The organism is Paraburkholderia sp. RL17-347-BIC-D (assembly GCF_046027915.1).
Classification (GTDB): Bacteria; Pseudomonadota; Gammaproteobacteria; order Burkholderiales; family Burkholderiaceae; genus Paraburkholderia.
Genome location: NZ_JARESS010000009.1, coordinates 144,762 through 160,093 on the forward strand (window position 1 = coordinate 144,762; position 15,332 = coordinate 160,093).

Sequence of the window (15,332 nt, forward strand, 5' to 3'; positions counted from 1 at the left end):
TATCCATTCGACATGACGATTTGATTTCATCTGGATTACGTCTATGATGAGCCTCCTTCGCGCGGCACAGCGCTATAAAAAAGGAGACATCAGTGAAGCGACTTCTCGTGGCATTGACGTGTGTGGCAAGCGTGGCGACCGTCACGGCACTCTCGGCGTGTGGTGGTAGCGAGATCAATGCGCAGAACCCGCCGAAGGTGATCATCGACAGCGACTACAACACGCTGAGCGACGATGGCCAGCTCGGCGTCATGGCCGCGCAATTGCAGGCGCAAGGCTCATTGAAAGTGCTCGGCATTACGGTGGTCTCCGGCAATCAATGGTTGAAGCAGGGCGTAGCGGATGCGTTGAAATCGGTCGAACGGCTGGGCGTTGAAAATCAGATCGGCGTGTATGCCGGCGCCAATTACGCTCTGTCTCACGACTTCGCCACCATTCAGGCCGAGCAGAAGCAATTCCCCGGCGGCGACGGTTATCTCGGCGCATGGAATACACCCGAGCCGAAATCGGACAGCGATCTCGTTGCGCCGCCCGACGGTTTCGCGACACACACCAAGGTGCAGAGCAAGAGCGCGGTGGATTTCATCGTCGACTCGGTGAAGCAGTATCCCGGCGAGGTGACGATTCTCGCGATCGGCCCGCTGACCAACATTGCGCTTGCTACGCGTCAACATCCCGAGATCGTGCCGCTAATCAAGCAGATCATTTACATGGGCGGTGCGATCGACGTGCCGGGCAACACCACGCCGACAGCCGAGTTCAATTGGTGGTTCGATCCGGAAGCGGCGAAGGCCGTGTTGCGTCTGCCGATCAAACAGGTGGTGGTTCCGCTCGACGTGACGGACACCGTGAAGATGGACAAGGCGTTGTACGATCGTGTCGCGCACGACCCGACGAAGCAGACCATCATCACGCAATTGTTCAAGACTTTGAACGGTTATGGTTTCGACGGCAAGAATGGCTTCGAGACCAACCCGAACTACACGACGAACATCTGGGACACGCTGACGCTCGCGTATCTGATGCATCCTTCGTTCGCCACGCAGACCGTGGACGAGTGGGTGGACGTGGATATGAGCTTCGGTGCGAATGACGGCAAGGCTACCGGTTATACGAGTTCGCCGCCGGCGGGATTGCAGAAGATGACGGTGGTGAAACGCTTCGACAATCCGAACTTTTTTAATTTCTATGTTGATCTGTTGACGCGGCCGATGCCGGTCAAGTTACCTAATTGACGCGGTTTTCTACCGCGCTGCCTGCGTGCCCGCAACCCGCCTCAGGCGGGATGCAGGCCGCGCAGCAATTGACGGACACGCGAGAGATCCTGATCGACGTGCTCCGCTTTCTCGAACAACTCCGCCAGCCAGTCCACGAACGCGCGCACGCGCGGCGACACGCGGCGATTCTTCACATAGGCCACCGAAACCGGCATCGGCACGGGCTTCCATTGCGGCATGACTTCGCGCAATAGTCCCGAGTCGAGATACGGTTGCGCGGCGATCCGTGCGGGCTGGATCAAGCCGAGGCCTTGCAGGCCGCAGGTGAGATAGGCCTGTTCGTCGCTGACCTTGACGAAGCCTTTTACCTTGACGTTTTGCGCTTCGCCGTCCACCTCGAAATCGAAGTCCACTTCGCGGCCGTTATGCGGCGACATGCAATTGACGGCCACGTGTCCACGCAAATCGTCGAGGTCCGCGGGCGTGCCGTAGCGGGCCAGGTAGGCCGGACTCGCGCAGGTCACGTGCTCGAGGGTGCCGAGTTGGCGCGCGACCAGATTCGAATCCGGCAATTCGCCGAGCTGGATGCTGCAGTCGATGGCTTCGGTGATCAGATCGACGGTGCGGTTGCTGATGCCGATGGCGAGATCGAGGTTAGGGTAGCGCGTGTGGAAGTCGTCCAGGGCCGGCAGGATGATGGCGCTGGCCACGGCCCCTGGCATTTCGATACGTAGACGGCCGGTCAGGTTATCGGTGGCGTGACGGATGCTGGCTTCCATTTCGTCGATGTCGGCGAGGATTTGCGCGCAGCGTTCGTAGTAGGCCGCGCCTTCGGGCGTGACGCTTAGGCGCCGCGTTGTGCGGGCGAGGAGGACGGTGCCTAATAGCGCTTCCAGATTCTGAACGATGGTGGTCGCCGTGGCGCGGGGAATGTTCAATGATTCCGCTGCGCGGGTGAAGCTGTTGGTGTCCACGATTCGGATGAATGTGCGCATTGCAGTTATTCTGTCAATCACGGTTCATGCTCCAGTCGAGGGTTTAGGGTTTTGCCTTGCTATTGCTGTTGCCTGCGCGGCGGATTGTGGGGTTTTTTTGTGTTGGCCTTTCCTTGAAATCACGGTGGTCTATTAGCGTTGCCCCTGTGCGGGGCGGCACCTACTTTCTTTGCCGCCGCAAAGAAAGTAGGCAAAGAAAGCGGCTTCACACCGCCAGCTCAGAAGCGGATCCCTCGCGCAGTCACGGCAGTGGTGCATCTGGAATCTGTCGTCTCGCACATTCCGCCACAGTGACACGGCAGTCATACTTCCCGCCTCGCGCTCCGCGCTCGCCGGAAGGGTCTGGTTAAAACAAATGACTTCGTCTGTGCGCGGTGGGGGCCTCGCCTCGGCGACACGCCGAAAAAGGCCGGTGGGTTAATGAAGTACCGTGGGGCGCGCGTAGCGCCGCCGGAAGAATGACGGCCTTGTCACCGGGGCTGAGTGTGCGAGGGCACAGATTCCAGATGCACCACTGCCGCGACTGCGCGAGGGACCCGCTTAAGAATTGGCGGTGTGAAGCCGCTTTCTTTGCCTACTTTCTTTGCGGCATGCAAAGAAAGTAGGTGCCGCCCCGCACAGGGGCAACACTAATAGACCACCGTGATTTCAAGGAAAGGCCAACACCCCAAAGCACACAGTCAGAAAAAACGACTACAAAAAAGCCCACGCCGCAGGCCAAAAAAACCCACGGCGCAAGCCTAAAAAAAACCGACTCACTTCCGCAAGGAATCCAAATCAACCACAAACCGATACTTAACATCACTCTTCAGCATCCGTTCATAAGCCTCATTAATCCCTTGCATAGGAATCACCTCAATATCCGAAGTAATCCCGTGTTCGCCGCAGAAGTCCAGCATCTCCTGCGTCTCAGCAATCCCACCAATCAGCGACCCAGCCAGCCGGCGACGCTTAAAAATCAGATTAAACACTTGCGGCGACGGATGATCATGCTCCGGCGCACCGACCAGCGTCATAGTCCCATCCCGCTTGAGCAGATTCAAAAACGGATTCAAATCATGCTGAGCAGCAACGGTATTCAGAATGAAATCGAAGCTATTCAAATGTGCTTCCATTTCTTCGGCATTCTTCGAAATCACCACCTCATGCGCACCCAACCGCTTCGCATCTTCGATCTTCGACGGTGACGTAGTGAACAACACAACATGCGCACCCATCGCACGTGCGAGCTTCACCCCCATATGCCCGAGCCCGCCAAGGCCAACAATGCCGACCTTCTTGCCAGGACCGGCACCCCAGGTCCGCAGCGGCGAATACGTCGTGATACCCGCGCACAGCAACGGCGCGACACCAGCAGGATCGAGATTCTCCGGCACACGCAGCGTGAACGCTTCATCCACGACGAGCTGCGTGGAATAGCCACCGTAAGTGATCTGACCATCAACCCGGTCGACACCGTTATACGTGCCGACAAAACCGTTCTCGCAATACTGTTCGAGATCTTCCTTGCAACTCGCACACGTGCGGCACGAATCGACCAGACAGCCGACGCCGACCACATCGCCCGCCTTGTATTTCGTCACGTTCGGCCCGACCGCGGTCACGCGGCCGACGATTTCATGGCCCGGCACAACCGGAAACACCGTGTTTTTCCATTCGTTGCGTGCCTGATGCAAATCGGAATGGCACACACCGCAAAACAGAACTTCCATCTGCACGTCATGGGCGCGCAGTTCGCGGCGCTGGATTTCGAACGGGGCGAGCGGCGCGGTAGCGTCGGTCGCTGCATAGGCATAAGTCGTGCTCATGGGTAGCTCCAGCAAAGAGGGTGAAGTCGCAAGGCGCCAGCGATGGGCGACGCAAATCGCCGATGTGGCCAACCTCGTTATGAACCGGGATCACGGCGCGGGCGGTGGCTGGCAAATTCGTCAAACTGGAATTGGCAACCGAGCCCGGCGCAGCGCGGAAAAGGATGATCCGGCAGGGTTCCCATGATAGGAGCGGGGAGGGAGCCCGGGAATACCTGAATGTCTTGAAGATTTGCCTAAAACTCCTGGCGAGGAGCGCGATAGGTCGTTTGGTGATAAATTTCAAGCATTATTCTCTCGCACGTCACTATACCGTCATGTCAACCCGTTCCGCTGAACCCGTCTCGGTCGATCCCGCCCAGCAGCGCGTGGTCGAATTATTCGATGCGCTCGCACCCACCCCGGGCCTCACGCGCACGAGTCTCGAAGGCGTCAACCTGATGCGCGCGAATAGTCCCATGCCGCGTATGCCGGTTATGTACGAGCCGAGCATCGTGATCGTCTGCCAGGGCCGCAAGCGCGGCTTTCTTGGCGATCAGGTGTTCCAGTACGACGCGCAGCAGTACCTGGTCCTCTCAGTGCCCTTGCCATTCGAATGCGAGACCGAGGCGAGCCCGGAAGAGCCGTTCCTCGCCATCTCGGTGCGCGTCGATCTGACCATGGTGGCCGAATTGTTGATGGCGCTGAATGAAACGCACGGCGCCGCGCAGCACGAACCCGTCGGCATCTATTCGACGCCGCTCGACCCGGCGCTATGCAATGCGGTGCAACGTCTGATGGACGCGCTGGCGTCGCCGCTCGACGCGCGCATTCTCGCGCCCGGCGTGGTGCGCGAAATCTGCTATCGCGTGCTGACTGGCGAGCAGGGCGACGCGATTCGCGCGGCGCTCACGCATCAGAATCATTTCGGCCGCATTGCCAAAGCGCTGCGGCGAATTCATGCCGATTACCACGGCGTACTGGACGTCGATACGCTCGCGTCCGAAGCGGGCATGAGCCTCGCCGTGTTTCATGCGCAGTTCAAAGCGGTCACGGCCACTTCGCCGATGCAATACGTGAAGACCACACGCTTGCATCACGCGCGTTTGTTGATGGTGCAGGATGGGTTGAATGCGGGCGCGGCCGCGGCGCGCGTCGGTTATGAAAGCGCGTCGCAGTTCAGCCGCGAGTTCAAGCGTCTGTTCGGGCTGAGCCCGGTCGACGAAGTGAAGCGCATGCGCGCCGTCTACGATGCACCGCCGCCGCGCGTGGTCAAGGCGGTGGCGCGTTACGTCACCGCAGTGTGATCGGGCAAGCGGGCCGCGCTACAGGTTACAAACCGCTGAACCAGTTGTACCCCTGGTCTTCCCAATAGCCGCCGGGATTCGTGTTGGTCACGAAGATCGCCGCGATGTGCTTGGGATTCTTGAAACCGAGCTTGGTCGGCACGCGCAGCTTCAGCGGGTAGCCGTACTTGGCCGGCAGCGGCTCGTTGCGGAAGTCGAGCGTGAGCTGCGTCTGTGGATGCAAGGCCGTTGCCATATCGAGGCTGGAGTAATAGCGGTCCGCGCATTTGAAGCCGACATAGCGCGCGTTCAGATCGGCGCCGATGCGCTCCAGAAACGTGCGAAACGGCACGCCGCGCCATTGTCCGATCGCGCTCCATCCTTCAATGCAGATGTGGCGCGTGATCTGCGAAGCCTGCGGCAATGCGCGTAGCTGATCGAGATTCCAGCTGCGCTTATCCGACACGAGCCCCGACACTTCCAGTTGATACGTCGAGCCGTCGATGTCCGGCGCGTCGAACTCCGGATAAAACGCATTGAACGGGAACGGGTCGGTGATTTCGCGTGCCGAATAGGTCGGTGCGAGCTTGTTGCGGTCGAACAGCCACGCCTGCACGCGATCGTTCCAGCGCGACATGGCCCACAGCACCTTGTCGGCCGAATCGCCGTCCTGCATGTTGCAGCCCGAGAGCATTGCCAATGCGCCGATGGAGAGCGACGAGCGCAGGAACAGGCGTCGTTGCAGCCGTTCGATTTGCGGCTGATGATCGGCAAGTACGATGCGGGAGCGGCGCGCGTCGTCGTTGGATTTCGATGCGCTCATGCCTGGCTCCTTTCATGCGTCGAATGCCGTGCGCGCCCTGTCAGCATCGGCAGCAACGTGCGCGGCACGAGCAGCACCAGCGCCAGATGCACGACCACGAAACCGACTACGCCTGCCATCGCGATGAAATGCACGCGTCGAGCGAAGTCGAAGCCGCCGAATAGTGCGGTGAGCCAGGAGAATTGCACCGGCTTCCAGATGGATAGTCCCGATGCCACCAGCAACACGCCAAGACATAACACGAGCAGATATAGCGCACGTTGCACCGCGTTATATCTGCCGGTATCGTGCGGAAGCTTGAAGCGTAGCGCGAGGCTCGCATCATGCACCACGTCGCGCGGATGAACCGGCAGCAGCTTGCGCCGGAAATGCCCGCGGCCGATGCCATACGCAAGATACAGCAGCCCATTCGCGCAAAGCAGCCACATCGCCGCGAAATGCCACGCGATCGAGCCGCCCAGCCATCCGCCGACGGTCGCCCACACCGGAAATCTGAACGGGAAAAACGGCGACGCGTTATAGATGGCCCAGCCGCTCATCACCATGCAGACCATCGCGAATGCGTTGATCCAGTGCGTGATTCGCACGACGAGCGGGTGAACGAGCAGGCGCGTTTGCGGTTCGGGCATGGTGCAAGGGTCGCGAGGCGAACAGGAAGTGGAAAGCCGCGCCATTGAAGAACGCGGCTGTTCAAGCAAACAGAAAAGCTGGCAACGCCGTATTACATCGGCGGCGTCACGCCATGCTCGCCCGCGGAGATGAAGTTGGCGGCCATCGAGCCGTCGGCTTCCTTGTGTGCAAACAGCACGACTTTCGCGCCCGGCACCAGCAGCGAACGGTCACCCGGTTCCAGCGCGACGATAGGCACGTCTTGCGGAATCACGATTTTCTTTTCACCGTCCTTGTACTTCACGGTGATCGTGCGGCCGTTGCTGACCACGAGCGAACCCACGGTGCCGTTGGTCATCGAGCTGTTGCCGCCCAGATCCCACGGACGGTGGCCTTCGCCCGAGCCGCGCATGCTGGCCGGGAACACGTGCACTTCGAGCGCCTTCAGCGTGCCGTCCGCTTGCGGGATCGCGGCGGTGCCGACATAGCTGTCCGGCTTGATGTCGTTCACGTTGGCGAGCACGACGCCGCGAATCGGCGTGTCCTTGGCGAGCTTCACGTCGACATCCTTGCCGTCGCGCGTGTGGACCTTGAGCAGATCGCCCGACAGCGACGTCACCGTGCCGCGCACGCCGGTAGGCATGGCGTTCTGGGCTTGGGCAGCCGGCCCGGCGGCGAGCAAAGCAGCGGCAACGAGCGCGGGGGCGGCGAAGGCGCGCAACGCGTGCGCGGAAACGATCTTCATGAATCAGCTCCAGGTGGTGACGGATGGGGCAGATTAGACCCGGGACCGGCTCCGGCGAGTGACAGGCAGATGACAAAAACGTCATGAATGGCGCGCGGCAGCCACGTAAAATGGCCGGCATATCCACGTCCAGCATTTCAGCGTTTCAGCGAGCGCCAGAACGAACCGCTGAGCGGACGTCCGAATCGGAGCACCGAGCACCATGAGCATCCTCGTCATCGAAGACGATCCGAAAACCGGCGACTACCTGAAGAAGGGTTTGCGCGAGAGCGGCTATGCGGTCGATCTCGCGCGCACCGGCACGGACGGCCTGCACATGGCGCTCGAAAATGCTTACGACCTCGTGGTGCTGGACGTGATGCTGCCCGGTATCGACGGTTGGGAAATCATGCGCGCGCTGCGCGCGCGGCGCGATTTGCCGGTGATTTTCCTGACCGCGCGCGATCACGTTAGCGACCGTATTCGCGGCCTCGAACTCGGTGCGGACGATTATCTCGTCAAGCCGTTTTCATTTACGGAGCTGGTGCTGCGTATCCGCACGCTGCTGCGCCGCGGCGTGATCCGCGAAAGCGACGTATTCGAAATCGCCGACCTCAAGCTCGACGTGCTGCGCCGCAAGGTGACGCGCGAAGGCGTGGAGATTCCGCTCACCAACAAGGAATTCATGCTGTTGCATCTGCTGGTGCGCCGCCAGGGCGAAGCGCTGTCGCGCACGCAGATCGCCTCCGAAGTGTGGGACATGAATTTCGACAGCGACACCAACGTGGTCGACGTGGCCATCAAGCGGCTGCGCGCCAAGATCGACCATCCGTTCGAAAAGAAGCTGATTCATACGGTGCGCAGCATCGGCTACACGTTCGGCGACAGCTCATGAAATTCTGGACCGGGCGCTCGCTCACGGCTCGCACCACGGTGCTGTTCGCGGCGATCGCGTGCGTGGTGATCGGCACGCTCGGCGCGTATTTCTATCACTCCGCGGAAGTGTCGTTGCAACGCCGCGCGGACGTGGTGCTGACCGCCCGCGTCGAGCACTTCAGCCGCATCGTGCGCGATCTCTATTCAGTGAGCGAATTGAAGAGCCGGCCGCTGCTGTTCGAGACCATGCTCGGTGCGGAACAGGACGTGCTGCTGTTTCGCCGTCCGGGCGAGGCGCCGTTCATCGACGTGAACCCGGCGGGCGTGGCGGTGCCCGCGCTGCAAGCCGGTGTGGAGGACCGCTTGCCGACCTTTGCCGACATTCGCCAGACACAGCTGGGCAACGGTGTGCCGGTGCATTGGGCGATCGCCACCGCCAAAGCGCGCGAGGACGGCACCGAAGTCGAAGTGATCGCCGGCCACCCGATGACGGAGGAAGTGCGCATGCTGGCTGCGTACCGCAACCGCATCGTGCTGGCCACGCTGATCGGCATGCTGGCCGCGACGCTGCTTGCCTGGTACGTGCTGCGCCGCGCGTTGCGCCCGGTTCGGGAGATTGCCACGCGCGCCGCGCAGATCAGTCCCACGAGCCTGTCCGTGCGGCTCGACAGCGAGGCGGCGCCGCTCGAATTGCGCCAGCTCACGCACGCGTTCAACGCCATGCTCGACCGTCTCGCCGACGGTTATCAACGGCTCTCGCAGTTCTCCGCCGATCTGGCGCACGAGATCCGCACACCGGTCGGCGCGTTGATCGGGCAGACGCAAGTGACGCTGGCCCGCACCCGCGAGCCCGACGAATATCAGCAGGTGCTCGAATCGAATCTCGAGGAGCTGAGCCGCCTGAGCCATATCGCGGAAAACATTCTGTTTCTCGCGCACGCTGACCATGCGGCGCTTTCAGTGGAGCGTGAACGGGTCGATCTGCGCGAGGAACTCGTCAGGATCGCAGACTATTTTGAAGGTCTCGCCGATGAACGCGGCATGCGCTTCGTGGTCGAGGCCGCAGGCGTGGCATCGGTCAATCCGATGCTGTGCCGCCGCGCGATCAACAACCTGGTCGTCAATGCCGTGCGTTACGGCGCGAGCGATACGGTGGTGCGTCTGCGTGGCACGCAGGACGAAGCGGGCGCCACCGTGGTGGTCGAAAACGACGGCGCGCCGATTCCCGACGAGCAACTAGGCCGTCTGTTCGATCGTTTTTATCGCGCAGACGCGGCACGCAGCGCGTTCACCGAATCGAGCGGTCTGGGCCTCGCGATCGTCAAGGCGATCATGCATCTGCATGGCGGCACGGCGCGCGTGGTGTGTCCGGCGCCGGGCGTGGTGCGTTTCGAGTTGCGCTTTCCGGGCGCTTAAGTGCTGGCCGCCACGGCCGGGGTCTGCGGCTCATGACAGCACACGCAGAGCTTGTTGCCGTCCTGATCGCGAAAGTAAGCGCCGTAATAGTTCGCGTGATACTGCGGGCGCAAACCCGGCGGCCCCTCGCACGTGCCGCCGTGAGCGAGCGCCGCGGCGTGCGCGCGATCGACCGTGGCGCGGTCGGCGGCGAGCAGGGCGATCATCTGACCGTTGCCGGCCGACGCTGGTTGACCGTCGTAAGGCTTGCCGATCACGAACAGCGGGCGCGGCGCATCTGCCGCCATCCAGCCGGACCAGCATGCGTCGGGATCGCGGAACTTGAGCCGCAGATCGAGCGTATCCATCAGCACGTCGTAAAAGCCGCAGGCACGCTCGAAATCACTGATGCCGATGAAAACGTGGGAAAGCATGGCTGTCGCTCCTCGTGAGTGCTGCCCGTGCTGGCCAGCGCCGTTGGTTCAGACTCAAACCTTCTTCAGATATGCGGCCTTCAGCATGAAGTTGCCGGCGTCCATCTTGCAGTCCACTTCATGATCGCCGCCGACAAGGCGAATGCTCTTCACCTTGGTGCCCATTTTCAGCGTGATCGACGAGCCTTTCACTTTCAGGTCCTTGATCAGCACGACTGCATCGCCATCCGCCAGCGGGTTGCCGTTGGCGTCCTTGACCACGCGCTCGTCGGCGTCGTCGGCGGACACGGCAGCGTTCGTCGGCCATTCATGCGCGCAATCGGGGCAGACGTAGTTGTCGCCGTCCGGGTAGGTGTTTTCCATCGCGCACTGCGGGCAGGCGGGAATTGTCGACATGATTTTCTTTCCAGACCGCGGCGGGCCGCGGATAACTTCAGGGTCGGCGAGTATAGCGGACGCGTGGCGGGCCGCCGGCGTCCGATGCGCGGGATGCTGCGCCAGCGCAAACTAGCGAGTGCGGAGGCCGGCGCGAGTCACGTGTGGTGACGCTGCACGGGCAGCGGACTATACTTTTCCGATAGCCTGGCGGTCCCGCAAGTTTCGTCACGCCTGGCGAAGCTTTGCAAAGCACACCGATTGCTCGAATCTCACAACAGGAGTTCTGTCATGGTCAAACTCGCACTGTACGTTCGTCTCGAAGCCAAGCCCGGCAAGGAAAAAGAGGTCGAAGCGTTTCTGCTTGGCGGCTTGCCGCTCGTCGAGGAAGAGCCGGGCACCGTCGCGTGGTTCGGTTTGAAGCTGGGGCCGTCCACGTTCGGCATCTTCGACGCCTTTTCGGATGAAAGCGGCCGTGACGCGCACCTGAACGGCAAGGTGGCGGCCGCGTTGATGGCGAAGGCCGGCGAACTGTTCGCCTCGCCGCCCACTATCGAAAAGGTCGATGTGCTGGCGGCCAAATTGCCGGGCTGAACGAGCCGCTGACGGCGCGGCCGGTCGCACGGCCTTCCCGTTTGCTGCCACTGCAACGCGGAATATGGCGGTTATCACGCCGACGCAGCGCCGGCGCCGCGTCGCGATCCGGCGCGTGCGCTTTTCAGCCGCCTGCCGCGTCGGACGCGTTCGCAGCCGGCTGATTTGCGTAGGTCGCGCGCTTTTCCTCGTACATCAGCAGATCGGCGCGCTGCACGCCTGCTTCGAGCCGGTCGCCGCGCTGGCAGGTGGCCGCGCCCATCGAGAAGCTGAGCGGCGAGCCCGGATAGAACTGATTGTTCAACTCCACCAGTTGCCTGATCGCATCGACCATCGCGGCGCCGCCGCGCTCGTCGGTGTCCGGCATCAGGATCGCGAACTCGTCGCCGCCGATGCGCGCCGCGTGAAACGGCGTCTCAGTCGCCTTGGCCAGCACCTCGCCGGCGCGCCGCAAAAGCGCGTCGCCCGCGGCGTGGCCGAGCTGATCGTTCACGCGTTTCAAACCGTTCAGATCGGCCATGATGATCGTCACGGGCCACGGGCCCTTGCGTTCGAGCCGGTTCAGTTCGTCCACGTAGAAAGAGCGGTTGCGCAGTTTGGTCAGCACGTCGTGCTTGCCGAGGAACTCGAGATAGGCTTCGGCCTTCTTGCGCGCCGTGATGTCCGTGAGCGCCACCAGCACCAGATCCCAGGTCTTCTCATGGCCCGGCAGGACGGAGAACTGCAGGTGCACGTGCACCTCGCTGCCGTCGAGCGAATAGTTGAGCACTTCGCGCTGCTGGAACAGCTTGCCGTCCCACAGGTCGACCAGTTGCTCGCGGAAATGCGGACGCATGTCATCACGGAACACGTCGGCGAGACGCGCGAGCAGCGTTTTCTTGTCTTTCGCCGCGAACATGTCGAGCGTGTGCTGGTTCACGTCGAGCACATGGATTTCCTGCATGCAGCGTTCGACGAACTCGGGATGCACGTCCGTGAACACGCGGAAATCGTTGATGCCGGCCGCGCGCGCTTCGTCGAGCAGACGCTTGACCGCGCTGAAATCCTCCACCCAGAGCGACACCGGCGAATACTCGAACAGGCCGCGCACATACTGCTCGGCAAGCGTCACGCGATGCCGCGCGCCTTCCAGTTCCGTAATGTCTTCGACCGACACCAGCACGCGGTCCCAGCGCGCCTCGTGGCCGGGCAGCACGGCGCCCTTGAGCAGCACGTCGAGGCGCCGTCCGCCGAGCGTGTAGTTGACCGTCTGGCTGGTGAACTGCGATTGCCCGGCCCACAACTGGCATAACTCTTCGAGGTGGGTCTTGAGCATGTCGTCGCGGAATACCGAGGCGAGATTGCCGGTGAGCGCCTCGAAATCGGCGGCCTCGAATTGCGTCAGCGTCTTCTGATTGACCTTGATGACGCGGATGCTGTGCGCGCATTGCGCGACACAGCCCGGATTGGCAGCGAAATGCGCGCGCAGATCGGTCACGCCGTCTGCCCGCCATGCTTCGAACAAGCTGCGCACGCCGCTGAAGTCTTCGAGCCAGAGCGAGACGGGCGCGAGTTCGAACATCTCGGAATCGTCGTTGGCGGGCGCAGGGCCGCGCGGGAGGATGTCCAGCATGAGGTTCTCACGATCGGAAGTGCCGCTATTTTAAGACGGGTTGGGCTGTGGCTGAAAAGAAAGACCAGTTACGCATCATTTTTGCGTCAGGGCGTCAAACAAGATAACGGCGGGGTTCCGATCGACTTGAGGTGCGCCCGGCGGGGCATCCAGCTCTCGGGACGCTTGCCGGCAAGCGGTCTGGAGCCTTGTTACACTGGCCTGAAACTTGTCCGGTCCATCCACGTTGCCAAGAAAAAGCGCCGCCATGAAGCCATCCCTGCTAGTTCTGATCCACCTCAACGATGCAAGCCGCGCCAAGATCGAGGCGGCGTTCGAAGTGGTCTACGCGCCCGATGCCGCCGAACGAGCCGCCGCGCTCGACGCGCACGGCAAGACGATTCGCGCCGTGCTGACCAACGGCACGACCGGGCTCGCCGCCGCGGACATCGACCGCATGCCGCAGCTCGAACTGCTCAGCGCGCTGGGCGCGGGCTATGAAAACCTCGCCGTCGACCACGCCCGCTCGCGCGGTATCGTGCTCGTCAACGGCGCGGGCACCAACGATCATTGCGTGGCCGATCATGCATTCGCCTTGCTGCTCGCGGTCGTGCGCGACGTGCCGCAACTCGATCAGGCCACCCGCGAGGGCGTCTGGCGCGACACCTTGCCGATGCGCCCGAACGTCTCCGGCAAGCGCCTCGGCATTGTCGGGCTCGGCAATATCGGTGAGAAGGTTGCGCGCCGCGGTGCGGGCTTCGAGATGGAAATCGGCTATCACAACCGTAAGCCGCGTGAAGGCTCGCCACATCAGTACTTCGACAGCGTGGAAGGGCTCGCGCGCTGGAGCGACTTTTTGATCGTCGCGACGCCGGGCGGTGCGGGCACGCGTCATCTGATCGACGAGGCGGTGTTCGAGGCGCTCGGTCCGCACGGCTTCTTGGTCAACGTCTCGCGCGGCAGCGTGCTCGACACGGCAGCGCTCGCCCACGCGCTTACAGCCGGCACGATTGCCGGCGCCGCGCTCGACGTCTACGAGGGCGAGCCGAATCCACCGGGCGCCTTGCTGGCACTGCGCAACGTGGTGTTGACGCCGCACGTGGGCGGCCGCTCGCCGGAAGCGATCACGGCCTCAGTCGATAACTTTCTGAGCAACGCCCGGCGGCATTTCGCGGGAGAGCCGGTATTGACGCCAATCTGACGTCGCAAGCGCGTTCCGCGGTTACTTCTCTTCGTTGCCGCCCGGCCGGTTGCCGATGTACTCGTACTCTTCGGTATTGACCCGTGAAACACGCAGCTCGACCACGCTGCGGTGATACGAGTAGGCGATACGCCGGATCTCCAGCAACGGCGCACCGACCTCGACGCCGAGTTGCGCGCTCTCCAGTTCGCTCGCGAGACCCACGCTCACGCGTTCATCGGTTTCGACCACGTTGATGCCGAAGCCGTCCTGATAGAAGTTGTACAGCGTGTTCGGCCGGTTGCGCAGTTTCGTTTCGGTGAGGCCCGGAAAATGGGCCTCCGGCACGGTGATATGTTCGATCAGCACCGTTTTGCCATGCAGCGCCAGGCCGTTGACGAACTGGAATACGCGCGCGCCGGTTTCCACGCCGAGCGCGGCCGCCACGTCGCGCGAGGCGCGGGCCTTTTTGAAATCGACCAGCGTGACGACGGGATAGGCCTTGTCGCCGTCGCGCCGCACGATCCTGAAGAAACGGAAAAAATGCCGGTCGCGCTGATGCATGGACACGAACGTGCCCAGGCCCTGGTGACGGATCAGGATGTTCTCGGCACAGAGTTCGTCGATCGCTTTGCGCAGCGTGCCGATGGACACGCCGAAGCGCTCGGCGAGCCGCTTCTCCGAAGGAATGCATTCGCCGCCTTTCCATTCGCCTGCCGAGAGCGCGGCGAGAATCGCGCTCTTGACCTCTTTGTAGCGCGTGCCGCCCAGCGCGGGCGGATTGATGGCGAGCGTGCTCATGACAACCTCTGAAATACGCGAGTCGCGCGACGCCGCTCGCGAAGGTTAAACCTGCCTGGATTTTAAACGACAAACTCATCTAGTCCATCTAGATGAGATGGATTATCTCGACACTACTGGAAAACACTCATCTAACACATATAGATGACCTAGTTGACATCCATCGATGCGGCGCCTACTATCGATTCACAGCAGCGCATCTGGCTGCGCTTTCCCCGGCGGCACGACACCGCATTCAATACACGAACGGAGACGCTAATGAGCAATCCCACGGCAGACATCAAGGGCACCGCGGCAGCGGGCGCATCGCCCGAACGCAAGACGATTCACATCGTGTTGCACGAGGCGAAGGACACAGTCGGTGTGGCGGTCGTCGAGGGCATCAAGGCGGGCACGCAACTCAACGCGTGGATCATGGACGACGACGAGATCGTGACTTTCCCGGCCAAGCAGGACATTCCCATCGGTCACAAGGTGGCGCTCAAGGACATGGCGGTGGGCGACACGGTGTTCAAGTACGGCGTCGATATCGGCAAGGTGGTCGCGCCGATCAGCGCCGGCGAACACGCCCACGTGCACAACATCAAGACGAAGCGCTGGTAAGTCGCGCCGGACAGACTGCCGCAATTGAATCGCCCCCACACC

General features: G+C 62.0%; 16 protein-coding genes. 7 read left to right on the forward strand and 9 right to left on the reverse strand.

Going from position 1 to position 15,332, the window contains the following annotated elements; genetic code table 11:
• The first annotated feature begins 92 nt into the window (after nucleotides 1-92).
• On the forward strand, nucleotides 93-1,235 hold the full coding sequence (locus tag P0D96_RS14945; protein ID WP_408178380.1) for a nucleoside hydrolase: 1,143 nt from the start codon (nucleotides 93-95) through the stop codon (nucleotides 1,233-1,235).
• Nucleotides 1,236-1,276: 41 nt separating this feature from the next.
• On the opposite strand, the gene P0D96_RS14950 is transcribed toward P0D96_RS14945, so the two are convergent.
• A complete protein-coding gene (locus tag P0D96_RS14950; RefSeq protein ID WP_408178379.1) occupies nucleotides 1,277-2,233 on the reverse strand; it encodes a LysR family transcriptional regulator in 957 nt (318 codons plus the stop codon).
• Nucleotides 2,234-2,967: 734 nt separating this feature from the next.
• Nucleotides 2,968-4,020, reverse strand: coding sequence for an NAD(P)-dependent alcohol dehydrogenase (locus P0D96_RS14955; RefSeq protein WP_132382952.1), 1,053 nt, complete (start codon nucleotides 4,018-4,020; stop codon nucleotides 2,968-2,970).
• Nucleotides 4,021-4,337: 317 nt separating this feature from the next.
• Between P0D96_RS14955 and P0D96_RS14960 the strand changes: the two genes are divergently transcribed.
• Entirely contained in the window at nucleotides 4,338-5,306 is a 969-nt protein-coding gene (locus P0D96_RS14960; protein WP_408314086.1) for an AraC family transcriptional regulator, read from the forward strand.
• A 25-nt stretch (nucleotides 5,307-5,331) separates the two neighbouring features.
• Here the strand turns inward: P0D96_RS14960 and P0D96_RS14965 are convergent, their stop codons facing one another.
• From P0D96_RS14965 to P0D96_RS14975, 3 genes are all read right to left on the reverse strand, one after another.
• Entirely contained in the window at nucleotides 5,332-6,108 is a 777-nt protein-coding gene (locus P0D96_RS14965) for a molybdopterin-dependent oxidoreductase (RefSeq protein WP_408314088.1), read from the reverse strand.
• A complete protein-coding gene (locus P0D96_RS14970) occupies nucleotides 6,105-6,737 on the reverse strand; it encodes a cytochrome b/b6 domain-containing protein (protein ID WP_408178376.1) in 633 nt (210 codons plus the stop codon). Before P0D96_RS14970 ends, P0D96_RS14965 begins: the two co-directional genes overlap by 4 nt.
• A 92-nt stretch (nucleotides 6,738-6,829) precedes the next feature.
• On the reverse strand, nucleotides 6,830-7,462 hold the full coding sequence (locus P0D96_RS14975) for a hypothetical protein (protein WP_132382959.1): 633 nt from the start codon (nucleotides 7,460-7,462) through the stop codon (nucleotides 6,830-6,832).
• 202 nt (nucleotides 7,463-7,664) lie between these two features.
• Here P0D96_RS14975 and P0D96_RS14980 point away from each other — a divergent pair, with 202 nt between their 5' ends.
• Together P0D96_RS14980 and P0D96_RS14985 are read left to right on the forward strand one after the other, a co-directional pair.
• Nucleotides 7,665-8,336, forward strand: coding sequence for a heavy metal response regulator transcription factor (locus tag P0D96_RS14980; protein ID WP_408178375.1), 672 nt, complete (start codon nucleotides 7,665-7,667; stop codon nucleotides 8,334-8,336).
• The gene (locus P0D96_RS14985) at nucleotides 8,333-9,733 is read left to right on the forward strand and encodes a heavy metal sensor histidine kinase (RefSeq protein ID WP_408178374.1); all 1,401 of its coding nucleotides are present in this window, start codon (nucleotides 8,333-8,335) and stop codon (nucleotides 9,731-9,733) included. The genes P0D96_RS14980 and P0D96_RS14985 overlap by 4 nt, the downstream gene beginning before the upstream one ends.
• On the opposite strand, the gene P0D96_RS14990 is transcribed toward P0D96_RS14985, so the two are convergent.
• Both P0D96_RS14990 and P0D96_RS14995 read right to left on the reverse strand, forming a co-directional pair.
• A complete protein-coding gene (locus tag P0D96_RS14990) occupies nucleotides 9,730-10,146 on the reverse strand; it encodes a VOC family protein (protein ID WP_408314090.1) in 417 nt (138 codons plus the stop codon). The two genes, P0D96_RS14985 and P0D96_RS14990, sit on opposite strands and share 4 nt — an antisense overlap.
• 54 nt (nucleotides 10,147-10,200) lie before the next feature.
• Nucleotides 10,201-10,542 carry a zinc ribbon domain-containing protein YjdM gene (locus P0D96_RS14995; RefSeq protein WP_408314091.1) on the reverse strand — a complete coding sequence of 114 codons (342 nt, stop codon included), beginning with the start codon at nucleotides 10,540-10,542 and terminating at the stop codon, nucleotides 10,201-10,203.
• Between the two features lie 270 nt (nucleotides 10,543-10,812).
• On the opposite strand from P0D96_RS14995, the gene P0D96_RS15000 reads away from it, so the two are divergent.
• Nucleotides 10,813-11,115, forward strand: coding sequence for a putative quinol monooxygenase (locus tag P0D96_RS15000; protein WP_408314093.1), 303 nt, complete (start codon nucleotides 10,813-10,815; stop codon nucleotides 11,113-11,115).
• 124 nt (nucleotides 11,116-11,239) lie between these two features.
• On the opposite strand, the gene P0D96_RS15005 is transcribed toward P0D96_RS15000, so the two are convergent.
• Nucleotides 11,240-12,727: a sensor domain-containing diguanylate cyclase gene (locus P0D96_RS15005; protein WP_132382970.1), complete on the reverse strand. Its 1,488-nt coding sequence runs from the start codon at nucleotides 12,725-12,727 to the stop codon at nucleotides 11,240-11,242.
• A 247-nt stretch (nucleotides 12,728-12,974) separates the two neighbouring features.
• Between P0D96_RS15005 and P0D96_RS15010 the strand changes: the two genes are divergently transcribed.
• Nucleotides 12,975-13,907: a 2-hydroxyacid dehydrogenase gene (locus P0D96_RS15010; RefSeq protein ID WP_408314095.1), complete on the forward strand. Its 933-nt coding sequence runs from the start codon at nucleotides 12,975-12,977 to the stop codon at nucleotides 13,905-13,907.
• Between the two features lie 21 nt (nucleotides 13,908-13,928).
• On the opposite strand, the gene P0D96_RS15015 is transcribed toward P0D96_RS15010, so the two are convergent.
• Entirely contained in the window at nucleotides 13,929-14,687 is a 759-nt protein-coding gene (locus P0D96_RS15015) for a GntR family transcriptional regulator (RefSeq protein ID WP_132382974.1), read from the reverse strand.
• A gap of 258 nt (nucleotides 14,688-14,945) precedes the next feature.
• Here P0D96_RS15015 and P0D96_RS15020 point away from each other — a divergent pair, with 258 nt between their 5' ends.
• Complete coding sequence (locus P0D96_RS15020) at nucleotides 14,946-15,290, forward strand: UxaA family hydrolase (RefSeq protein WP_240975458.1); 345 nt, start codon at nucleotides 14,946-14,948, stop codon at nucleotides 15,288-15,290.
• Nucleotides 15,291-15,332 lie beyond the last annotated feature (42 nt).